The sequence below is a fragment of the Lysinibacillus sp. 2017 genome, assembly GCF_003073375.1.
In the GTDB taxonomy this organism is placed as follows: Bacteria; Bacillota; Bacilli; order Bacillales_A; family Planococcaceae; genus Solibacillus.
This window is the reverse complement of record NZ_CP029002.1, coordinates 2,341,141-2,362,741: the sequence shown is the minus strand read 5'-3', so window position 1 is coordinate 2,362,741 and position 21,601 is coordinate 2,341,141. Positions and strand designations below refer to the sequence as shown.

Genomic DNA, 21,601 nt, shown 5'->3' with positions numbered 1-21,601 from the left:
CGTCAATTATTTTCTATTAAGACGCCATTAGAGATATAGTCTTCACTGTAATACCATATCCTATACTTAGTTAGCTCATTGTAGAAAGAGGTAAATTGTCTGTCAAACTTTTTGTCATTATTCATATCAAAGTTAATTCTTACATCAGGATCTCTAAGGGTGTCAGATTGATACGCTTCAATAAATGTATCTTCCAGAATATTTTGCTCAAAGTCCTCACTATTTATATAATCTCGAATTAAATGAAAGACTTCAAAAGATTCTTCCTCAGACGGGGGATTTCTCCAAGTGATATTCCACTCGATTCCACCATGTCTATGCATTTGCAACTTTATTTTTTTAATGTCGTCAAACTGATCTTTGAGTTCATTTGAAAGTTCACGACTATCCGCGGTATTAATCTTTTGATAAGTCGCACATCCCGATAATAACAGTATACTAGCAAGACCTACTATAACTTTTTGTGATTTCAAAATATCACAACCATTCGTGATTTTATTTAAAGTACATAAAATCTTTTGGAGAAACAAACTAGATTCATTAGTATAAGTTAAAACCGTATTTCCTTGATTATTGCTTAATTCTAATGAGTTAGAATTTTTATATTCATTTGCAAAAACCTCCGATGATGAAAAGATTACATGAACATGCTGCTTGAAATGTACTAATATACGGTTTTATAAATAACGGTGTTAATCATCTTTCTAATTCAATATATTCTCGTAACAATTTCCAAGATTGTTGTTCTTTTCGCCAGATGAACATACATTGTGCGCAATAAGGAGTACCGTTTATTAAGTTTATTTCTTTTCCTAAAATTAAATACTCTAGTCCGTTTTTTCGACTTGTAATAGAAGAAATTTCAAAGCTTTTTGTTGTATCGTCTGTCTGCATCAAAACACCGTTAATATCATAGTCATAGCCATAAACCTCAGGCTCATCGATATTAGAATGCGCCCAATATCCAATAAATTTTGATGACATAAATTGTTTAATTGCGTCCCCATCTTTACTAATAAACCCCTCATTCCAACCAGCAAAGTAATTGTCTAATACAGATTGTATTGTTTCCATTTTATATCCTCCGATTTTAGCATGATTTCGCTTTGATAATAATGATGCAGGAAGCAACATTGCTTTCTTGCTATGAAACTCGCTGTTGTTAACTTTAACTGCCATATTATATAATTCGTTAATTCATCGAAATTTCCTTGTGGCAAATTTAAAACTTATGTCACCTTATTTTTAAAGGAATTGATGATAGATTTTTTAGAACTAGTTGCGAAAGAAGTAGGAGCGTCATTAGATTTATATTTTAGTGCAGTTTAAAACCTCATTTAGCTTTATCACGGAGAACCGTATCGTAAGTTTTTAATTTATTAAGATGGATGGATTCGCGGATGTCTTTACCCCCGATGAAAGGGGACGTTTCAACTACTTTCTCTAGATAGGAGGGGTTTTATGAGTAAGGTAAGCCCGTTTTATACCAGCCGCTGCGATTTGTAACGTAAGTCCATTTTGTCACAACGATTGTCGCTATGTTTTTGATTTAGTTGAGTTATTGTATAGAGAAATGACGAAAAACAGCTACATTAACTATGATTAATGTAGCTGTTTTTATTGTCAGATGTGCAGATGAAGAAGCGTCACATTAGGCATCTGGCTCTAACTTTTTTGAAGTACCTTATAAGCTATGATTAACATTGAATAACTAATTTCGAATTAGATAATCAAACGCCCCTAATGCAGCAGTTGCACCGGATCCCATAGCAATAATAATTTGGTTGTAGGCACTATCAGTACAATCACCTGCAGCAAATACACCAGGAATTGTAGTAGCACCACGCTTATCGACAATAATTTCACCAATCTTGTTGCGTTCAAGTATGCCATCTAACCAGTCAGTGTTTGGTATTAATCCGATTTGGACAAACACACCAGCTAATTCGAGCTGTTTTTCTTTACCTGACTCACGATCTACATAAGTCAGCCCATTTACTTTCTCGTCCCCTGTAATTTCTGTCGTTTGAGCATTTGTTAAGACAGTCACATTTGAAAGACTAAGTAAACGTTTTTTTAATACATCATCCGCTTTTAGTTCTGCACCGAATTCAAGAACCGTTACATGATGAACTATACCGGAAAGGTCAATGGCTGCCTCGATACCAGAGTTACCGCCACCGACAACTGCAATATCTTTTCCTGCAAATAATGGACCATCACAATGAGGGCAATAGGCCACACCTTTATTTTTAAACTTTTCCTCACCTGGAACATTCAAATTGCGCCAACGAGCACCAGTTGAAATGATAATTGCTTTACTTTTTAGAATAGCCCCGTTTTCTAATTCAACCTCAACAAATTCTTTCTTTTCTAAACGTTTTGCACGCTGTAGGTTCATGACGTCGATATTATAATCCTTCACATGCTCTTCAAGGGCTTGTGCAAGTTTTGGTCCTTCCGTCTCTTTTACACTAATAAAATTTTCTATTGTTAGTGTATCTAAAATTTGGCCACCAAAACGTTCTGCTACAATACCTGTCCTAATTCCTTTACGTGCTGAATAGATAGCTGCACTAGATCCTGCAGGACCGCCACCTATAACAAGGATATCGTATGGTTCTTTGTTTGAAAGTTCTTCTGTCTTTGGACCAGTACCTAATTTAGCTAGGATTTCATCAATCGTCATACGACCATTTCCAAATGGCGCACCATTTAAATAGACAGCGGGGACAGCTAAAATATCTTTGCTTTCCACTTCTTTCTTGAATGCTGCGCCATCTATCATAGAGTGTGTAATGTTTTGATTTAGTACACTCATGATATTTAAGGCTTGGACAACATCAGGACAATTGTGACAAGTTAAACTAACATATGTTTCAAAGTGATACTCACCATCAATTTTTTTAATTTGATCAATAACATTTTGATCTATCTTTGGTGCGCGTCCGCTTACTTGAAGCAAAGCTAACACCAAAGAGGTAAATTCATGACCTAAAGGGACTCCAGCAAAAGTAACACCGGTATCTTCTCCAACGCGATTAACGCTAAAGCTAGGTGTTCTCACGAGTTCTACATTTTCTACTGTAATTTTAGATGACATAGAAGCTAGCTCATTAATTAGAGCTAGCACCTCGTCGGAAACTTTGTCAGAGCCTAAGCTTACTTTGAGCACGATATCGTTTTCTAACATTTGTAGGTACTGATTTAATTGAGATTTGATTTCTGCATCAAGTGCCACTGAGTCACCCTCCTTAAATTTTACCTACAAGGTCAAGGCTTGGCTTAAGGGTTTCGTCGCCTTCGCGCCATTTTGCTGGACACACTTCACCTGGATTGTTACGAACATATTGTGCTGCCTTAATTTTGTTAATAAGAGTGCTTGCGTCACGCCCAATTCCGCCTGCATTAATTTCAAGAGCTTGAATGACACCATCTGGATCAATGATGAATGTACCGCGATCAGCAGCACCTTCTTCTTCGATTAACACATCAAAGTTACGAGAAATTTGGTGTGAAGGATCGCCAATCATTGTATACGTAATTTTACCAATTGCTTCTGATGAATCGTGCCAAGCTTTATGAACAAAATGAGTATCAGTTGAAACAGAATATACTTCAACACCAAGTTTTTGTAGTTCTGGATATTGTCCTTCAAGATCTTCAAGTTCAGTTGGACAAACAAATGTAAAGTCTGCTGGGTAGAAACAGATAACACTCCAATGCCCTGTGAAATTTTGTTCTGTAACTTCTACAAATTCACCGTTTTTGTATGCTTGTGCTTTAAAGGGTAATACTTCTTTTCCGATTAATGACATAAAATAACCTCCAAAATTTTGTTAAACTAATTCCCTAATATTTTGTTACATAATAAGAAGAATATACTAGGATTAAATTAAAAAGATATGTATTAATTGTCATAATGCAATTTGGTTTTGAATGCCAAAATTAAAGGACATTCATGATGGTACATCGCGAATGTCCTTTAATCCCTGTTTCGTAGGCTAACTCTTAGTTATTGAAAAATTCAAAGTATAAAATGAGAATAATCCTGTATTAATGTCCAATACCTTCGATTTTCTTACCTTCAACAAATGAAGGGACATCTAACTCTAGTAAATCATAAATAGTAGGCGCTATATCTAAATTAGAGGTGGAGCTAATTTGTTTTCCTTTGTGAAATTCCGCCCCAGTAGCTATAAAAACAGGTCGAAGCATGCTTCTTTCTCCATTTCCTCCATGTGTTCCTAATTCAATAGGGGGAGTTATATTTTTTTCAATGCCGCTACCCATTACATAGCCAGAAGCCCCAATTAGCATAACATCGCCTGAATTTTGATGATTCAAAACGGTTATATTTTTATTTATATTTTTCATAACTTTTTCATAAGGATGGATTTTTTTGGTGAAAGTATGTTTCCTAATATCTTTCATATGCTCTTTAACCTTATTGAACGAGAAGTTGTCTGTTTTAATCATAGACATGATGTCTTCTAGGTTATGTTGAATGACCTTTCCATTTTTGTTTGAGACTTTTACATCTTTAAATGCCTGAATAATCTCATCACGGACACTCTCATATTCATCGAGAGGGACAATCCCACCTTTTTCACGGTTCTGTAAGTTAATGTATACATTTGCTGTTGATCCACTTGGAATGGCATATGCCTTTGATTCTTTTAAATTGATTTGATTTTTTTTATCTACAGTTAATAACCCAGCATCTTTTAAAACTTTATTAGGCGAAAGGGTAGAATGGGCAGGTTCCATTCCATGATCGGAGACTAAGAACAAATAATCATTCTTGTTTAACGAATTCAATGTTTCACCGACGACCTTGTCTGCTAACTGATATGACCATTCGATATAGCTCATATATTTTTCTGATTTTTCACGTGAATATCCTGGCTGCCGAGGGTCTATTAATAAATACTTATGTTGTTCATGATCAATGTGGGGACTATAAAACATTAGCAAATCAGGATTGTATTTTTGTTTTATATAAAGTGATACTTTAGTGACCCACATGACATATCGTGTACTTATCTCTTCATATTCTTTTCTCGTAATCCATCCCTTTTCAAGGGCATTATCATCGTCTTGTGCTGGATAAAAACCAAACTCCTTCTCGATTTCATCAGAAAATCCTTTAGGACCACTAATTAAACTAGAGGTTACTGCTGTCCGATACAACTGTACAGGTAGGGTAAGATCTGCGTCATTTAGTTTGATTTTGAACCAAAAACCAGCAGGCTGATGATCGTTCATATGTAATGAAAGAGATCCCCATTGTTTTCCCTTTACAATGGAGTCTTTAGGATCTACCTTTTTATCATCAGAAAATATAAAGGTGTCATAATTTTGTTTTTGATCATCAGTTGAGTCAATCGCCAAAATGTGGATGACTCGATTCTTTTCATTTTTCATGATAATAGAGAATTTAGTTTCCTTTAAAAAACTGAAGCTTTTTGGAGAATTAACCCATCCAGCAGTTTTTATATAGGAAAAAGATAACGACTCCAAATTGCTTGGAGACCGTGTTTTTCCAGAATAAATAGAATAATCTCCTTGTTGTCCCTCTTTAAGATTGGCCCCTGGAAAAGCAATAGTGGCTGTTGTTTTCCCTTGTTTGCTAGCTTCTATCCACAATGGAGGTACTTGGCTTTTCGACTGGAAACCGCTTTCTTCATTATCTAAGGCTGTATTTGGTTCGTGCCAATGATTACTTACAACTCCGGTCTGGTTAGGTGTAGCCCCTGTGGCAATTGCTGCGTGTGAAGGTGCTGTAAGAGAAGGAGTAATAGTTGAAGGATTTATTGATGAAATCCCATTGTCTTGCATCTGCTTAATATGAGGCAATTTATTCTCTTTTACATATTGATTAGTATAGTCATTTTTCATTCCGTCAATCGAGATAAGTATGACCTTTCTATCAGGTTCTTGATTTTCATTAGCTTCTACTTCATTAATTATGGTGAAAAGACACAAATTAAAAACAATAATGCCTATGTATAAATATTTTTTCATTTTCTTATCCTTATCCTTTCTGTAAGCTACATCTCTTCAAAAGTAAAATTGGTATTTTTCGAATAGCTCTAATACCTACCCTAAACAATTACCCTTTTTCCCATGGATGAAACTTTTCAGCAGATAAAGATAGAAAACGGATTCCTAACATTGGAATTCGTTTCTTGTATAAATTAAAAAAAGAAAAACAAACTAATTACGCAATCTAGAACTGCATTAGGAGCATTCCTGTTAGAAACATTTTCGGGGACTTGAAAATAAAAAAGCCCTCTTGTATGATGCTTGAGTGTCAACAGCCATTGACTCGCACATCTACAGAGAGGACTTCCAAAAATGAATTTTAATACGAATGAAAAAATTAATCAAGTTTCTGAAAATACTTTAGTCATCGGCATCGACATTGCCAAACACAAACACTTCGCTTGTGCAATTGATGATCGTGGCCGTGTGCTCCAAAAATCATTTCCAATACTGCAATCGCGCGTTGGATTTGAAGGCTTTTATGAACGTCTACTTACGTTAAAAGTAGCCCATGAAAAACAGGGAATCCTTGTTGGTTTCGAGCCAACAGGTCACTATTGGATGAACTTAGCAGCGTTTTTAACGAACTACGGGATTCCGTTTGTGATGGTCAATCCGATGCACGTCAACCGTTCAAAGGAATTGGACGATAATCTCCAAACTAAAAATGACCAAAAAGATGCACTCGTCATCGCACGTTTAATGCGAGATGGACGCTTCAGTTATCCTCGTCTTTTAGAAGGTGTGGAAGCGGAATTACGAAATGGCGCGACATTGCGCTCGAAAATTCAAGAAGATTTAAATGCCCTTCGAAATCGCCTGATTCGTTGGTTAGATCGCTTCTTTCCCGAGTTTCCACAAGTCTTTAAGAAGTTCGGGAAAATGGCGTATGCGGCGCTCGAAATGACGCCACTACCTTCGGATATTAAAGGGAAATCACCAGATGAACTACTCTTCTTATATCGCCAAGTAGAAGGAATGAAAAGCCCACAACTACCAAAGGCAAAACAATTAGTTGAAGCGGCTCAAAACTCGATTGGATTAACAGAAGGTTTAGTGATGGCCAAATATGAAATCGCCACACTGCTTTCGCAAATCAAATTGATGCAAGCTCAACTTGATGAATTAACGGTTCAGCTCACAGAGCTAGCGAAACAAATGACAGATTATGATTATTTAGCATCTATACCAGGAATCGGGGATGTAACGGTTGTCGATTTACTTTCAGAAGTCGGTTCTTTAACACAATATGAGCATCCACGCCAATTAATTAAACTCGCGGGACTTACATTGCGTGAAAACTCTTCTGGTAAGCAAAAGGGACAAAAGCGCATTTCTAAACGAGGAAGACGTAAGCTACGAGCACTCTTGTTTCGTGTGATGATGCCCCTAATTCGACATAATCAAGCATTTAAGCAATTACATGAATACTACACAACACGTACAGTGAATCCACTTCGCAAGAAGCAATCGATTGTCGTCCTGTGTGGCAAGTTACTCAAGATTTTACATGCCTTGTGTAAAAAGAAAACAATGTTTAACGTACAACAAATGATGAACGATTTCGCCAGTCTTCAAGCAGCTGCTTAAACGTACTTCATCAAAAGTCCAACCAAGAGGATGACACGGAGAAGCCGGCACTATTTATTCCATTCGACCGTGCACAAATAGCAACGAGTCCCCTGAGGAGCATCGCCAGCCTCTGCCTTATGAATAGACCGAACGAAGGAATGTACGCGCAATTAGACGCCTAGAGACATGGGAGGGTCCGTCATCATAAGCAACGCAGAGATCCAAATGTGCATCAAAATAACGTACTGGATCAAGGGATTAATTACCATTAAAAGGGAATTAATTTAGCGAAGCTTTCAGGTGTATTGTTAAAAAAATCAATAATTACAAAATAAAGATAGATGTACGTGTCGAAAAAAAATTTTTGAACACTCAAAAATGGCGCGAGCCATTGATATATCAACATTTATAGAGGGAGGAAATAACATGAAAAATAAGAAGCAACAAAAATCTAATAACGCGCTAAGTGTAGGGAAAATGATTGAAAATACGAAAGAAAATATTGAAGAAGCAGAAATTAGTATGGAATTTGCGATTCCCGAAGAACTAGAAAATCTAGAGGAAAAAAATGCTCGTCGTAGACACTCAATTAACATAATGGAAGATCAAATTAAGGACGAAGCGGCTTTCCAAGCTAGAAAGGATAGATTTAAATAAGATTTTGAAGAAGTCTTATCTTATTATGCTTCCTGGGATACAGCCAAACGCGTAGTTTCAGGCCTTACTCCTGTTGCATCACGTTCGTCGTGAATAAGCATGTGCTTTCCCTCAGAAAGCTTTACTTAATACAAAAGGCACTAGACGTAATTCACTCACACCTGCACGCCACTCAACTGACAAAATGTAAAATTTCTATTAAAGATTAGCCCACCTACTCCATCAAATCGAACTCAGTTAATGGTGAAAACTTCCTCTAAAAGTCTAAACTGCTATAACAACTGAACATATACTACTTAGAAGTCTAAACTTGTAAGGGGGTGAGCAAACATGCCATTTTATCCACCAGCAGGAAGAAGAGGGCCATACCCTATACAAAGACAACGATTTGGACCTCCTCCACCAAATGCATTTAGTAGACCGAATAATGGAGCCTTTTATAACGGTAATCAATTTGACCCAAGACAAGATCAACAAATGTTTAATCCCTATCAACAACAACCGCAACCTTCTAGATTTGGAATGGTATCGGATAATCTAAATACGATGATGGGCCATATGGGAACTATCACAAATGGAATTAATATGATGAGGCAGGTAGGTGGAATTATGAGTCTCTTTAGACTTTAAATAGCCTTTTCAACGAATAAAAATGATAAGCAGCTACATTAGTCATTGCTAATGTAGCTGCTTTTATTGTTGTTTTAACTTATAGATTTGTTTACAAAAAATTGCTTATGCTGATTTATCCCTATTACATGACCTGAATCTAATGTAATCGTTAATGTGAAAATTTCTGATGGTTTATCTGAAAAATACCATGTTCGTCCTGGACCGACTAATAATAAATAGACTTTCGTTTTTTGATCACTCATAAAATTTAATGAATTCTTTGATATCACAGAATGTTCGCGTTTCATAATTTGAATTTGCGCTAGTTGTTCGGCAGCAGAAAGTGTATCTGGAACAACGAGGCTCAGCTCGGAAATTTTTCGAATAGAAGTGATTGAGAAAGGAATTTCGCTTTCTGGAGTATCGTTTAATCTAGCGATAAATTCAATAATATTGCCTGAAGGGTCTTCAAAGTAACAAGACTTAGCAACAAAAAATGAAAAATAGACTTCATCGTCACCATCTTCTTTTAATAATACCGTTTTAGACTTTAGCCATTCTTTCGCTTCGACAAACTGATTGGCCGGAATATCAAGTGCAAAATGGTAAAAGGGTTTACCTTCGACACCCTGATTTGTGAATTCAATAATACTGATGCCTACTTGAATTTGAAAACAGTTTGAAGATGCATTTAGGATAGTGAATCCGAGCAGTTCTCCATAGAAAATTTTCATTTCTTGTAATTTATTTGTTTGCAATTGCACATGCTTAATATCCATTTCGAAAACTCCCTTATTAAACCAAGTTATATGCTCATTTTAACAATAGGGTTAAAATGGCAACATTAGACTATTGAATGAAATTTGATTGGTAGCTAACTAATGACGATTTATCGCTTTTTCTACGAAGACAACGTATAATGAAGATAGCAGAAGAAGAATTCATTTTTTCCTCTAGTTAAAAAAAGAGGTGCAACTACTTGAAACAATTTAACAAAGAATTACCAGAACAATACGATGCATTAAAAAAACAAGCGAATTATACGTCAAGCTGGCGTGAACGTTTAGACGCAGTTAAAACGTTATCGGCTTACCAAAATGAAAAAGTAATTGATTTATTAACAAATCGTATGAAAAATGATACGGTTTATAAAGTTCAAACGGCTGCATATGAAGCACTTGCAGCATTCGGTGAAGATGTAGAAAAACCAAAACCTGCTCGTTTTGATATTATCAAAGGTACAGATAAAATTTTCCTACGTGTGAAAAAAAGCTTACCAAAAGACCACACTGTGGCTGACTTTGCGGATAAGTTAAAACGTATGCGTTCAGATGTTTATGATGCGTATGAAGGCGACAAAGGTGCACAATTTATGACTTGGTTAGAGGAACGTTGGGCTAAGTTGTAATACCGTTCTATAATAAATATCAAAAGGTCATTTTCTCCGAACGTGGAGAGAATGGCTTTTTTTGTGGCTCATCACCATAAGTTGGGGATGACATAATTTTAGGATTCAAAGTGATTCCTTTTTAATCTAGTCCGTTCTGCTACGCTTAATCCCCACAGCTTGCATATGTGCTAATAATTCATGAAGGTCTACGGGCTTTGTTAAGTAATCATCTGCGCCAATTGTAAGTCCATGTATTTTATCTTCAACCGCATGTTTTTGGCTGACCATAATAATCGAAACATCCGTTGTTTGTTGTTGACGGACCCATTTACAGAAGTCTTCACCACTCATTTGAGGTAAAATGAGTTCTAAAATAATCATACAGGGGTAGTCAGACACAAATCTTTTTTTACCTTCTTCTGCAGAACGCGCTATCGTGACGTCGAAATGATGTTGTTCTAAAAAGTTTTTAAGCGTTGTTGCCCATTGGACATCCGCATCGACGATTAATAATTTTTGGTTCATTTCCATCCCCCATTTGATATGTACTACTTTAATGATAACGTTTTCTTTTTGATAACTAAATAAAAATGGTTCATCACCGTAACATGGGGTTGATTTCCATTCCGGTACGGACGCTTTCCGCGGGCACGGCTCCAACTAATTTTTTGTGCCTCTTACGGCGGCACAAAAAATGGATTTTCCGCTCGTGCTGTTCCCGCAGGAGTCGCCTTCCCTCCATTCCAATCAACTCGTTTTTCTATCAAGTTTTGTCATCCCCAACTTATGGTGGAGAGCCATAAAAATTTAAAATATTCCATAAAAAGCAGTATCCCTATGAAGGAATACTGCTTGTTTCATTTTAAAAGATTTTAATTATTCCACTTCAATAGCAATCGTATCTGTGATGTCTCCATTTGAAAATCGAGTAAGAGCGGAGATTATGTATTTCCCTTTTTCAGCTGGAGCTGTAAAGCGTTCTGAAGAAGCGATTTCTTTGTAATCATAATCCTGTTCCCATTGTTGGATGGTGATACTTGTTGGATTTTGGCTAAAGTGAAATGCAATCTCCTCATTCGGTTTTACTTTGATATAAGGCATCTTTTTTTCCACTATCATTTCATGAGGAGCAGCAGTATCCACACAAATACTTTCCCCATCAGAATGCCAGCAATAACTACCTCGAACCGTTTCAATCTCTTGAGCATTTGTCACGGCGGTTACAGTAGGGATTTCCACGACTTCATCTTTTAATAACATAAATCTCCCTGCAATAACAAGAATAATTAGCGCAATTATAAGAAATAATTTATTCGTATTTTTAAACATATACTTTCACCTCATTTATCTCTATTTCTATCATTTTAATAATGTAGTATTTATTATACAATTTTGAAAACGAAATGAAAGAAGGGATTTAAGTGGAAAATGAAAAAATAATCATGATTTTTAAGCGCTTTGCAGAATTAGAAGCAAAAGGGAATAGTGTACTTTATTCGTATTGGAGTAATGAAATCTTATCGGATGAAAGATTAATAAGTTTAATTTCAAAAATGCCACAATCACAACCAAAACCAAATTTATTCTTTGCCTCCGTTCAATGGCTTGCTTTACAAAAAAAACATGAATTATTTCAAGTTTTTATGCATCCGGAAGCAGCGAACTTAGAAGAAAGTTTTCGATTGTTGAAACAGCTATGTAGTGAATATGAGAATGAATTAATTCAACTATTTCATACAAGGTTAGTTCAAACAAATGAAATAAATCGAGCATCCTATTTGTACCCAATTTTTGCGGAAATTTATCAAAGCATAAAAAAACCTTTAACGCTAATTGAAATTGGAACGAGTGCAGGGATTTTGCTAGGTGTTGATCTATTCAATTATGAAATTACTGAAGGAAACAATACTAAAATATTGGGGGATTCATCAAGTGATATTACGATTCGTTCAATTAATAATGGACAACCATTAAATATTTCGAATGAACTTGTCATTCAAAATCGTATCGGAATTGATTTGAATATTATTCAGTTGGAACATGAGGATGATTATCGCTGGATGCAATCTTTAATTTGGCCTGAACATAAGGAAAGAAAGGCGCTCCTAGAAAAGATTAAAGATGTAAATATAAACTGTTCGAAGACATTAGTTGAAGGGGATTTTCTAGAGATTATACCGAATTATTTAGAAATACGAAATGACGATTCGCAAATTGTAATCTTTCATACTCATGTAGCAAATCAATTTTCAAATGAGTTAAAGGAAAGCTTATTAACTATGATTCGTCAGTTAAGTAGAAATGTTCCGTTGTATCACGTATATAACAATATGTACGACACAAATTTACATGTAGATTTAATTAAGCAGGGATCGATCATAAATTTGAAGGAACTGAAAAATACAGATGGACATGGAAAATATTTTAGTTGGAATTAATTCTAAAGTTTCATAGAAAATGATGCGATTTTGAAAAGTTGACATGCCTCTATCTACATCCTATCAAAAATTAAATTATAAGTCTATTTATAATTTTCTGTCCATGTGATAATTAATATGCGCAAATCTTTCATAACGTTATGATGAATCGAGGACAACGGTGAAACAAAATATTTATGATAACGACCAATTTTTTCAAGGCTACGAAGCCATACGAGCACGTGAAAATAATTATAATAATTTATTGGAACAGCCAAACTTTATCGCTCTTGTTCCAAACTTAACTGATAAAGTCGTGTTGGACATTGGCTGTGGTATGGGGGATTTTGCTTCGTATTGTATAACAAATGGGGCCAAACAAGTTACAGGCATCGATATTTCCGCCAATATGATTTCTAAAGCAAAACTACGACATACCCATGAAGGATTATACTTTAAAAACTCTGCAGTTGAAGATTTGAACATACCAATTGGAGAAGTTGATTTTATTAGTAGCTCGCTAGCTTTTCATTATGTGGCTGATTTTACTACACTTATGAAGAAAATCAGCGCGGGATTATGTGATGAAGGTACTTTACTATTTTCAATTGAGCATCCAATCTCAACAGCGAATAAAGGCGGGGTTGACTGGCCAGTAGATGAAGCAGGAAATTTACTTCATTTTGCGATTGATCGTTATCAGCAAGAAGGAATGCGTACGTTGAATTGGCTTGTTGATAATGTGATCATGTATCATCGGACGCTTTCAACAATACTGAATACGTTGATTGAACATGGCTTGCAAATTGAAAAAATAGTTGAGCCCACACCGACGAACGAGGCAATTGAAAAGTTACCAAGTATTCAAAAAGAATTTCGGCGACCGTCTTTTTTAATTGTTAGAGCGAAAAAGATTTCCTCAAATATTGAAGGTGAATCGGAATGAGAACATTCGGTATACTGGAGGGGAATAAACCTTATCTAAATAGAGTAGCTGCATATGGCGTCATTTTAAACGCTTCACAAAATAAAGTGGCAATTATTAGGAATGAAAAAAATGATTATTTTCTTCCTGGTGGCGGCTTAGAGGAGCATTTTGTCGTTTGGGAAGAAATTCATGAAGCAATACGGAAATTGATTTTCGACCATCATTGCTGGGCAGTACAGGAAGCAATTAAATAATGATAAAAGGGAGAGCTTACGATTCATTTGAATTGTAACATCTCTCTTTTTGTTTACAAATAAATAAACAAATTATATAATTGTTTTAAATTAATAAACGAAATGGAGTTTTGTTTATGGAATTACAAAATATTGAGGTTGAGCATTTAATCCAAGGCTACCAAGTGGAAGAGAATCATTTTTGCTGTTTGTTTTGTGAAGAAAAGTTTTATGAGCATGAGGTATTTCCGATTGAAGGGCGATTTTTATCAGCTGAGGGTATGGTGAAACAGCACATCGTAGCAAAACACAGTTCACCATTTCATGCAATTTTGCAGCTAGATAAAAAGTTGACGGGTTTATCAGATGTGCAAATCGAAATGATGACGCATTTTTATGACCAAACTGGTGATCAAGAGATCGTTAAAAATAGTAGCGTTAATAGTGTATCCACTGTACGCCAGCATCGATTTAAGCTGCGTGAAAAGGAAAGACAAGCGAAATTATTTTTAGCATTAATGAGAATTTTAAAAGATCCGCAAAAATACGCGGTACATAAAGGAGCGAGACAAGTGGACGAACGTTACGGGATTGAACAAGCAGAGCGTGAAAAGGTGTTAAAAACTTATTTTAAAAACGGTTTAGATGGTGGAATTGATACGATTCCTAGTAAAGAAAAGAAAAAGCTTATTATATTGCAGCACATTTTATTACGTTTTGAAAAGGGGAAAACGTATTCAGAAAAAGAAGTAAATGAACTATTAAAAGTGGTCAATGCAGATTTCGTGTCACTACGCCGTCATTTAATTGAGTACGGCTTTATGGAACGTAGTGATAACGGGGCTAGTTATTGGGTAAAGGGCTAAATATTTAGGGGGATTCAGGCGAAACTCTTTAAATGAAGACCTTTGATAAATTGGTAGTTGTGTATTTTAATATAATGGTTATCCATGTAAAGATGTAACACTTCAAAAGATGAATTGTTGCATCTTTCTGCATTGAAATCATGTATTAATCTGGCTCATCACCATAAGTTGGAGATGACATAACTTTAGAATTCAAAGTGATTCCTTTTTAATCTAGTCCGTTCTGCTACGCTACGGGGGACGCTTTCCTGGGGGCGTGGCTCCATCTAACTTGTTACTTGCCTCTACGGCGGCAAGCAACAAGTGGATATTCCGCGCACGCTTAATCCCCAAGGGGTCGCCCCCTGCGCTTCGCGGCACTCTATTTTGGAATAAAATTTTTTTCTAATAAGGTGTTTTAGATAAGGCTTATTCGATAAAGTATCTTTTATAAACGTGAAAATAGTTTAAATGAAAGAGTGTTCATCATAACTGAAACCATGGCATTCACTTTCATTTCAATAACGAAATAGGATTCAAAATTCACTTAGAATAGAGGATGAACTTGATCAATCCCCGCCGCCTCGCGATAGCGCAAGCGGTATTATCAGACGCATTTAACCAGGTTAAATGAATGACACTTTGTATTGGAGGGCCTTGCATGCGCCATTAAAGACAGTAGTATGGACACGTACCACGTGGCCATAATGCGGTCAGGTAGTGACCCCTTAAAGTTAGAGTTTTATTATGCAGCTAATTGGTTGACATGAGTTCGGTATTTTACTGGGCTCATGCCACCCAGTTTCTGTTTAATTCGTTCGTTATTATAGTAATCGATATAGTCTTCGACTTTCTTCTTTAACGCTTCATAAGAGGTTAATTCCTCACCGTAATACATTTCTTGTTTCAATAAGCCAAAGAAGTTTTCCATGGCCGCATTATCTGCACAAGTTGCTTTGCGAGACATGCTTTGGAAAATCTTGTTCTGCTTTAACGTGCGTACCCATGCCTTATGTTGATAGTGCCAGCCCTGATCAGAGTGAATTGTTATTCGATAGTTTGCGCCATCCTGTAGGACTGGGAGCGCTTGTTTCAGTGATGCCATGACGAACTCTAGTGTCGGCCGTTTTGAGATACTAAATCCAATTATCTCTCCATTATATAAGTCCATAAGCGGACTTAAATACAGTTTTTCGTCATTTGTACACTTGAACTCTGTTACGTCCGTTACGACTTTCTGTAAGGCATGTGGTGTACTGAAGCGACGATTCATACGGTTTTTAGCCACTTTTCCAACAGTCCCTTTATACGATTTATAGCGTGACTTGCGTACAAATTTCTCACATTTCAAGTTCAATTCCTGCATGAGGCGCTGTACTTTCTTGTGATTAACCATGTACCCTTGTGCTTTTAATTCCGCATGAATCCGACGGTAACCATATCGCCCTTCATGTTTCTCAAACGTCTCTAAAATCAAGGCTTTCCAAGCTTCATCCGGGTTCTCGTTTTTGAGTTGCTTGATGTGATAATGGTACGTTGCTTCTGGAATCGCTACTTGTTTTAAGACATCGATTAATCGGAATCCTTCTTCTTTAAGCTCGAAGGCAATGGTTGCTTGTGCTTTTCGAGGAATGTTTTTGGGTTCTCCCGAAAAGCCCTCAACTTTTTTAAATAAGCGACCTCTAAACGAAGTAGTTCCACTTCTCGTTCTAGCTGTTCTTCGCGTGACATTATTTCTTGTTTCGTTTTATTTGTTTTTTTAGGCATAGTTGGCCATCCTTTCACGCGTTCCAGGCCTTCTATACCTTCCTTTGAAAATTTAGCTTTCCATTTCGAGACCAAATTAGGGTCGTTCAAGTCAAATTGAATCGCTGTCTCCTGTAAAGAAGCACCTGTTTGTTTCATAAAGTTTAGTACATTTAACTTGAATTGAACAGAATAAACTTGATCCTTCTTTTTCACCGCTAACCCATTTCGCCCAAATGCTTTATAGGCGCTTACCCAACGTCTTACTTGTGAGGGTACAAGTGGTGCATATTTATTTGCAATTAATCGATAACCATATGGGCCATTTAAATATTCCTGAACGACCTTTAATTTAAATTCTTCACTATACTTCGCCTTAGGCATAACATCACCCCAAAAGTTCGTTTTTAGCTCTAACTTTTGGGGTGCAGTACCTCATGCCGTAGCCCGCCAATAGCTAGACAAAACGAATACAAATTAAAATCCACCCCATGTTACGGTGATGAACCATTAATCTGTTAAATATATAGGTATATTTACATTTGTTGTAAACTAGTGTAATATAATTTTCAGCAAATATAAAAATATATAGTATATTATTGAGCTTTCATATAGTGCGCTGTCATAAAGTAATACACTGCGCTTTTTCAGGAGGAAATGTATGGGGTTATTAGCTGTTTCAAGTTTATGTATTATTCTCGTCATTATTGTGATAAAAACTATTTTAGAAAAACAAAAATTACAACAGCAAGTAGATCTTTTGAAACCATTACTTCACGCAGTTGAAAATATACACGATATTACATATTACGGAGAAGTGAGCCCTAAAATGAAGTATATATATTTGAGTAAAAGTATAGACGAGGTTTTAGGTGCAAATACATATGAAGAACAAGTGAAGAATCCAGAGAACTTTTTTGATTTTCTTCATCCAGATGACTTACAAGTTAGTCATCAAAAGGTGTCTGGACTATTAGACTATTCAAAACCTATTCAAATCCGACTTAGAAATAAAAATGGCGATTATATTTGGTTTGAAGAATATGTAACGCCGATTTATAAAGATGGTAAGTTAAATGCACTTATTGGTGTGCTTCGAAATGTTCAGGAAAAGAGAGTGCTTCAACAACAGTTAGAGTATAAGGCGCATGTTGATACGATGTCGGGGCTATATAATCGGGAATTTTTCCAAGCGAAAATGAAACATTTTGATCAAGAGGAAAACGCTCCCGTAGCAATCATTGTTGGTGATTTGAATGATTTAAAATGGACAAATGATCAATATGGTCACTTGCAAGGTGACGTAATAATTAAAACAGCTTCAACTATTTTTAATCAGTTCTCAAGTGATCAAGTAATTGTTAGTCGAATCGGTGGAGACGAGTTTACTTTGTTAGTAACGTATTTCAATCGATTTGAAGTGGACCAATTAATGGAGAAAATTGTTTTTGAAATCGAGAAATATAATGCAACAACAACCTCTTCAGTGAACGTTTCCTTAGGCTGTACTTATAGTGAAAACTCTTTAGGTAGGATGGAACAGCTATTTTGTGAAGCAGATCAAATCATGTATGCTCAAAAAAATTTAAATAAAGAAGCAATGTTTGTTTGACTAGTATAAAGAAATTTGAATATATTTTTAAAGTTTGTCTTTAATAAGTCGATTTTGACATTTAGGGATAGGCTTTTTTTGTGGCAAAAAAGTATGGATTTTCAAGGGGATTCACTTAAGAACAGACATAGTTTTGCGGGATTTGTTTTTCTAAACGTTTAAAAATTTATTCGTATATAGCGGTAAAAAGGTATTTTAGCATAGAATATCGAATTGTTAAGTTAGAGAAAGAGAGGGAAAATGATGATGCAACAGCAATCGAAGAAAACAGTCCTAAAATTTATTCTATCCCTCATTTTTTTAGTGGGTGGAGTTAGTGGAATTCTAATCATTTTAGGTGAAGATACGGATGTAAAGCAGCATGATATCGAAGAAGTAGACGAGATGGAATTAGAAGAAATAAAAGAAGAGGAACCATTTCCGATTTGGATGGCCGACGTTGCTGCATTTGAATTTTTCTATCGAGGTGAATTTATACTTTCGCAAGAGCAAGCAAAATACGCTGGTTTGAAAAGTATTATTGCACAAAAAGCGCTTATCTATCATTTAACAAACAATGGGTATATTTGGGATGATTTTCGTACAGAGCTAAATCGTTCTGCAAGTGAAGGCTTAATGCAAAATGAAATGAATAATCCACTATTGCAAGATTATTTTGATGAGCTTTTTGAAATGTTGGATATTACAGAGGAAGATTATTTAAATTATTTAATATTGGGAAAAGAATATGATGCAAAATATGCTAGCTTGTTTGAAAAAAGAATAGGATTAGATGAAGATGGTGCATTCGCTGAAACTGAAGTGGCATTAAATTATCTACCATATACGGGGATTACGGAAGAACAACTAGACAATTTAGCAAGCAAAATACCAAAAGACCTGCAACCAATGGATCCCCAGCCAACCCTGTCATTTAGCCAACAAGTAGACTATTTAACTGTGACTATGGATGCTGAGGGAGACTATATTTTTACAACAGGAGCATATCCATATGGACTTCGATTGGAAGAGCGCTATTGGACAATTTTTAATGAGTTAGAGCGTACGGTAGGAATGGAGATTGCACGTGTGTCTATTGACGCGTACATCGAGGCCATTGCCAACTACTCGAATGATGACCCAGAAAAAATGAAGGCGGTACAAGAAGTTGACGAGTATTTTGAAATAATAAAGAACACGTTTGATCATTATACGTTTACGTGGAATGATTAAGAATATGTATAGGGAAGTAGAAATGTAAGACGCTATTTAGGATTCATAAAATCGTTTAGCTAATTAAATAATAGCTGGACGATTTCCTTTCCATGTGAGTCTTGACGTTCTAAAATGGCGTGACCCGCATCTACATAGGATTCGGATTCATTCATATAATGTTCACCTGATTGATCTACGATGAGGCAGTGGGGCATAGAACGTTCATAAGAGGCGTTGAAAGCCAAACGGGAACTATACAGAACTTACATGGAACTAATGAATGCCAAAAGTAGGGCAAGTGCACCGAGAATGTAAATTAATAAAAGTAATGTTAACGCAATTGCTTTGTTACGCTTGAATTCTAAAGTGAATAGTATGAGGCCAAAAAGTAGTAACAAAACAGTAGAAACTTGCCAAATGATTACAGGAAACTTTGCATAAAGGTTACTCACCAAAAGAATAAAATGCAGTATATAAAAACCAATAAATACATAAGAAATTCGCATAGGTGGCTTGTGAATCGTACCGAACATCAATGTAACTGGAATGATTAAAAGTAAGATCATGGCGATTAGAGCAAGGAGTAAGGTCAAGGTCATGATAAAAGCTCCCTTCAATGAATTTGTTTTTATTAGACGCTAATGGAAATAAAAGGTTACTTTTTGTGAAGATTACAAAAAACGCCCCTTCTGATCATAGTTCAGAAGGGGCGTTTCCGATTATTTTACCTCGTAGCCAAGCTCTAACTGGAGAACGCGAGTGATTCAGAATGCAAAGGAGAAGTTGTGGAAATAATTTATTGGAATATAATTGAAATTATATGTCGCGTCGTGATATAGTCGAGCTACGACATAGTGGAGGGACTTATGGATAAAATTCTAAAAAAATATCATCCGATGACAGAGACAGCGTTTTATATTTTGTTTTCATTAAGAGTGCCTCGGCATGGCTATGGCATTATTAAAAATATTGAGGCATTAACAAATAGTCGGTTAAAACTCGGATCCGGTACAATCTACGGTACATTAACAAAAATGCAGCAAGACGGATTGATTCAATTATTTTCTGATGAAGAACGAAAAACTATATATGAAATAACGACACTTGGTAAGCAAGTATTACAGCAAGAAATGCAACGTATCAATGAATTACATGCCAATATTTTACGCTTTGAGGAGGGGGAAGTATGAAAAAATGGCGACCGCTTTGGAGTTATCGAGTAGAAGAAACAGAGCAATGGCTACATGAAATGTCGGCGCGGGGCTATCATTTGAAGCGAATCAAAATGAAGCGTCAGTTTGTGTTTGAACAAGGGGAACGCTGTGAAAAAAATTATGTTATTGACTACCGTTCGAATAAAGAACAAGTAGCACAAGCAGGGTGGCAGGAAGCATCAAGTACTGGTAAGTGGACGATTTATCATTCACAATCTGCAAAGCTTAAACCATCGAAGGAAAAGGTGTATAAGCGATTACGCGTCCATTTTTATGTATTTATTATGCTAGCTTTATTTTTCGCTCCCATGATATTTTTGCCCTTATTTTTTATGCTTAGTTTGAATAATAATCTGTTTGCGTTTTTGATCGGCTATGGTGGATTACTAGCAATTATTTTATTCGTAACACTAAAGTTTCAAAAAAAAGAGCGACAATTTCTTGGCGTACATGAATTGTCCCATAATAAGAAAGCGATAAAAAAGATACGTACTGCTTGGTTTTATCATCCATACGCAACGAAAAAATGGTTGATGAAAATGTTTGAAGAAGGCTATGAATTAGACCATGCTACAAATGTCTTTTTCTATTTTATTCCGAAAAAAAGCGCATTTATTACTTATGAAATTGCTTACGAAAGAACCATTACTGCCAACTATTTTGAGTTACATAAGGAAATGGGTTGGTTGTTAAAGTTTACTTCGAAGAATCCGTTTTATTCGCCAACGATTTGGGCAATGCGTTATGAGGAAGGGGAAGAGAAGCCGCGCCTCACATATGAGGTCACGGAACAATTACAAGCTTTAAAGCGGTCGTTAAAATTCACAACATTTTTTACATGCTTACTTTTATTTTCGCTTGGATGTAATGTCATAATAACCTTTTCTATAAGCGGTTTGTCCATATTTGAACAGATTACGTTTCATACGATTATATTCACTTTAAATTTGTTCCTATTATTCCTGTGGCTATTCATTTGGGTAAAATCCTTTAAAGGCTATCTAAAAGAAAAAGAGCAGTTGAAATTGGATGAGGTGTTGTAATGACAACGAAAAAAGGCAAAGTCGAAAAATTAATCCAAAGTGGCACACAGAAATCATGTGTGTCATTTTTTTGAAACTATTTGTTACGTA

At 35.9% G+C, this 21,601-nt stretch carries 23 protein-coding genes; 12 read left to right on the top strand and 11 right to left on the bottom strand.

Translation table 11 applies throughout. The features are described 5' to 3' along the window. Positions 1–2: 2 nt before the first annotated feature. The 5 genes from DCE79_RS11475 to DCE79_RS11455 form a co-directional block, all read right to left on the bottom strand. Complete coding sequence (locus DCE79_RS11475; RefSeq protein ID WP_108713181.1) at positions 3–473, bottom strand: hypothetical protein; 471 nt, start codon at positions 471–473, stop codon at positions 3–5. Positions 474–696: 223 nt separating this feature from the next. Further along, positions 697–1,074: a DUF4440 domain-containing protein gene (locus DCE79_RS11470; protein ID WP_108713180.1), complete on the bottom strand. Its 378-nt coding sequence runs from the start codon at positions 1,072–1,074 to the stop codon at positions 697–699. Positions 1,075–1,711: 637 nt separating this feature from the next. Next, positions 1,712–3,241 carry an alkyl hydroperoxide reductase subunit F gene (ahpF, locus tag DCE79_RS11465; protein WP_108713179.1) on the bottom strand — a complete coding sequence of 510 codons (1,530 nt, stop codon included), beginning with the start codon at positions 3,239–3,241 and terminating at the stop codon, positions 1,712–1,714. A gap of 13 nt (positions 3,242–3,254) precedes the next feature. Next, positions 3,255–3,818, bottom strand: a complete 564-nt coding sequence (gene ahpC / locus DCE79_RS11460) for an alkyl hydroperoxide reductase subunit C (RefSeq protein WP_108713178.1) — start codon at positions 3,816–3,818, stop codon at positions 3,255–3,257. A gap of 238 nt (positions 3,819–4,056) precedes the next feature. Then, entirely contained in the window at positions 4,057–6,027 is a 1,971-nt protein-coding gene (locus DCE79_RS11455; protein WP_108713177.1) for an alkaline phosphatase family protein, read from the bottom strand. Between the two features lie 333 nt (positions 6,028–6,360). On the opposite strand from DCE79_RS11455, the gene DCE79_RS11450 reads away from it, so the two are divergent. The 3 genes from DCE79_RS11450 to DCE79_RS11440 all read left to right on the top strand — a co-directional run bounded on the left by DCE79_RS11450 (position 6,361) and on the right by DCE79_RS11440 (position 8,907). After that, positions 6,361–7,638 (top strand): IS110 family RNA-guided transposase, encoded by a 1,278-nt coding sequence (locus DCE79_RS11450; protein ID WP_108712525.1) that lies wholly within the window; start codon positions 6,361–6,363, stop codon positions 7,636–7,638. 408 nt (positions 7,639–8,046) lie between these two features. Beyond that, a complete protein-coding gene (locus DCE79_RS11445; protein WP_108713176.1) occupies positions 8,047–8,277 on the top strand; it encodes a spore protein Tlp in 231 nt (76 codons plus the stop codon). Between the two features lie 330 nt (positions 8,278–8,607). Beyond that, entirely contained in the window at positions 8,608–8,907 is a 300-nt protein-coding gene (locus tag DCE79_RS11440; protein ID WP_108713175.1) for a hypothetical protein, read from the top strand. A gap of 74 nt (positions 8,908–8,981) precedes the next feature. Here DCE79_RS11440 and DCE79_RS11435 read toward each other — a convergent pair whose 3' ends face one another. Next, entirely contained in the window at positions 8,982–9,668 is a 687-nt protein-coding gene (locus tag DCE79_RS11435; RefSeq protein WP_108713174.1) for a VOC family protein, read from the bottom strand. 200 nt (positions 9,669–9,868) lie between these two features. On the opposite strand from DCE79_RS11435, the gene DCE79_RS11430 reads away from it, so the two are divergent. Further along, entirely contained in the window at positions 9,869–10,297 is a 429-nt protein-coding gene (locus tag DCE79_RS11430) for a HEAT repeat domain-containing protein (protein ID WP_108713173.1), read from the top strand. 126 nt (positions 10,298–10,423) lie between these two features. Here the strand turns inward: DCE79_RS11430 and DCE79_RS11425 are convergent, their stop codons facing one another. Both DCE79_RS11425 and DCE79_RS11420 read right to left on the bottom strand, forming a co-directional pair. Next, entirely contained in the window at positions 10,424–10,804 is a 381-nt protein-coding gene (locus DCE79_RS11425; RefSeq protein ID WP_159083099.1) for a response regulator transcription factor, read from the bottom strand. A 351-nt stretch (positions 10,805–11,155) separates the two neighbouring features. Continuing rightward, positions 11,156–11,608, bottom strand: coding sequence for a cAMP-binding protein (locus DCE79_RS11420; protein ID WP_108713171.1), 453 nt, complete (start codon positions 11,606–11,608; stop codon positions 11,156–11,158). 92 nt (positions 11,609–11,700) lie between these two features. On the opposite strand from DCE79_RS11420, the gene DCE79_RS11415 reads away from it, so the two are divergent. The 4 genes from DCE79_RS11415 to DCE79_RS11400 all read left to right on the top strand — a co-directional run bounded on the left by DCE79_RS11415 (position 11,701) and on the right by DCE79_RS11400 (position 14,723). Continuing rightward, positions 11,701–12,717, top strand: coding sequence for a DUF2332 domain-containing protein (locus tag DCE79_RS11415; protein ID WP_234417256.1), 1,017 nt, complete (start codon positions 11,701–11,703; stop codon positions 12,715–12,717). Between the two features lie 160 nt (positions 12,718–12,877). Further along, positions 12,878–13,642: a class I SAM-dependent methyltransferase gene (locus tag DCE79_RS11410; RefSeq protein WP_108713170.1), complete on the top strand. Its 765-nt coding sequence runs from the start codon at positions 12,878–12,880 to the stop codon at positions 13,640–13,642. Then, positions 13,639–13,878, top strand: a complete 240-nt coding sequence (locus DCE79_RS11405) for an NUDIX hydrolase (RefSeq protein WP_108713169.1) — start codon at positions 13,639–13,641, stop codon at positions 13,876–13,878. The genes DCE79_RS11410 and DCE79_RS11405 overlap by 4 nt, the downstream gene beginning before the upstream one ends. Positions 13,879–13,994: 116 nt before the next feature. Continuing rightward, positions 13,995–14,723, top strand: coding sequence for a DUF2087 domain-containing protein (locus DCE79_RS11400; RefSeq protein WP_108713168.1), 729 nt, complete (start codon positions 13,995–13,997; stop codon positions 14,721–14,723). Between the two features lie 724 nt (positions 14,724–15,447). On the opposite strand, the gene DCE79_RS11395 is transcribed toward DCE79_RS11400, so the two are convergent. Both DCE79_RS11395 and DCE79_RS11390 read right to left on the bottom strand, forming a co-directional pair. Continuing rightward, entirely contained in the window at positions 15,448–16,335 is an 888-nt protein-coding gene (locus DCE79_RS11395) for an IS3 family transposase (RefSeq protein ID WP_108711351.1), read from the bottom strand. After that, positions 16,275–16,832: a helix-turn-helix domain-containing protein gene (locus tag DCE79_RS11390; protein WP_108712468.1), complete on the bottom strand. Its 558-nt coding sequence runs from the start codon at positions 16,830–16,832 to the stop codon at positions 16,275–16,277. The genes DCE79_RS11395 and DCE79_RS11390 overlap by 61 nt, the downstream gene beginning before the upstream one ends. 277 nt (positions 16,833–17,109) lie before the next feature. On the opposite strand from DCE79_RS11390, the gene DCE79_RS11385 reads away from it, so the two are divergent. Both DCE79_RS11385 and DCE79_RS11380 read left to right on the top strand, forming a co-directional pair. Beyond that, positions 17,110–18,060, top strand: coding sequence for a sensor domain-containing diguanylate cyclase (locus DCE79_RS11385; protein WP_108713167.1), 951 nt, complete (start codon positions 17,110–17,112; stop codon positions 18,058–18,060). Positions 18,061–18,303: 243 nt separating this feature from the next. Next, entirely contained in the window at positions 18,304–19,272 is a 969-nt protein-coding gene (locus DCE79_RS11380) for a hypothetical protein (protein WP_108713166.1), read from the top strand. 245 nt (positions 19,273–19,517) lie between these two features. Here DCE79_RS11380 and DCE79_RS11375 read toward each other — a convergent pair whose 3' ends face one another. Beyond that, a complete protein-coding gene (locus tag DCE79_RS11375) occupies positions 19,518–19,853 on the bottom strand; it encodes a hypothetical protein (RefSeq protein WP_108713165.1) in 336 nt (111 codons plus the stop codon). A 267-nt stretch (positions 19,854–20,120) separates the two neighbouring features. Between DCE79_RS11375 and DCE79_RS11370 the strand changes: the two genes are divergently transcribed. Together DCE79_RS11370 and DCE79_RS11365 are read left to right on the top strand one after the other, a co-directional pair. After that, positions 20,121–20,444: a PadR family transcriptional regulator gene (locus DCE79_RS11370; RefSeq protein ID WP_108713164.1), complete on the top strand. Its 324-nt coding sequence runs from the start codon at positions 20,121–20,123 to the stop codon at positions 20,442–20,444. Further along, on the top strand, positions 20,441–21,511 hold the full coding sequence (locus tag DCE79_RS11365) for a DUF2812 domain-containing protein (protein WP_108713163.1): 1,071 nt from the start codon (positions 20,441–20,443) through the stop codon (positions 21,509–21,511). Before DCE79_RS11370 ends, DCE79_RS11365 begins: the two co-directional genes overlap by 4 nt. The last annotated feature ends 90 nt before the right edge of the window (positions 21,512–21,601 follow it).

Excerpts from the sequence above, each read along its gene's own strand:
- DCE79_RS11380 (WP_108713166.1), top strand. The coding sequence starts at position 18,304 with ATGATGCAACAGCAATCGAAGAAAACAGTCCTAAAATTTATTCTATCC.
- DCE79_RS11405 (WP_108713169.1), top strand. The coding sequence starts at position 13,639 with ATGAGAACATTCGGTATACTGGAGGGGAATAAACCTTATCTAAATAGA.
- DCE79_RS11400 (WP_108713168.1), top strand. The coding sequence starts at position 13,995 with ATGGAATTACAAAATATTGAGGTTGAGCATTTAATCCAAGGCTACCAA.
- DCE79_RS11435 (WP_108713174.1), bottom strand. The coding sequence starts at position 9,668 with ATGGATATTAAGCATGTGCAATTGCAAACAAATAAATTACAAGAAATG.
- DCE79_RS11385 (WP_108713167.1), top strand. The coding sequence starts at position 17,110 with ATGGGGTTATTAGCTGTTTCAAGTTTATGTATTATTCTCGTCATTATT.
- DCE79_RS11445 (WP_108713176.1), top strand. The coding sequence starts at position 8,047 with ATGAAAAATAAGAAGCAACAAAAATCTAATAACGCGCTAAGTGTAGGG.
- DCE79_RS11470 (WP_108713180.1), bottom strand. The coding sequence starts at position 1,074 with ATGGAAACAATACAATCTGTATTAGACAATTACTTTGCTGGTTGGAAT.
- DCE79_RS11375 (WP_108713165.1), bottom strand. The coding sequence starts at position 19,853 with ATGACCTTGACCTTACTCCTTGCTCTAATCGCCATGATCTTACTTTTA.
- ahpC (WP_108713178.1), bottom strand. The coding sequence starts at position 3,818 with ATGTCATTAATCGGAAAAGAAGTATTACCCTTTAAAGCACAAGCATAC.
- DCE79_RS11425 (WP_159083099.1), bottom strand. The coding sequence starts at position 10,804 with ATGAACCAAAAATTATTAATCGTCGATGCGGATGTCCAATGGGCAACA.
- DCE79_RS11440 (WP_108713175.1), top strand. The coding sequence starts at position 8,608 with ATGCCATTTTATCCACCAGCAGGAAGAAGAGGGCCATACCCTATACAA.
- DCE79_RS11365 (WP_108713163.1), top strand. The coding sequence starts at position 20,441 with ATGAAAAAATGGCGACCGCTTTGGAGTTATCGAGTAGAAGAAACAGAG.
- DCE79_RS11390 (WP_108712468.1), bottom strand. The coding sequence starts at position 16,832 with ATGCCTAAGGCGAAGTATAGTGAAGAATTTAAATTAAAGGTCGTTCAG.
- DCE79_RS11450 (WP_108712525.1), top strand. The coding sequence starts at position 6,361 with ATGAATTTTAATACGAATGAAAAAATTAATCAAGTTTCTGAAAATACT.
- DCE79_RS11455 (WP_108713177.1), bottom strand. The coding sequence starts at position 6,027 with ATGAAAAAATATTTATACATAGGCATTATTGTTTTTAATTTGTGTCTT.
- DCE79_RS11370 (WP_108713164.1), top strand. The coding sequence starts at position 20,121 with ATGGATAAAATTCTAAAAAAATATCATCCGATGACAGAGACAGCGTTT.
- DCE79_RS11420 (WP_108713171.1), bottom strand. The coding sequence starts at position 11,608 with ATGTTTAAAAATACGAATAAATTATTTCTTATAATTGCGCTAATTATT.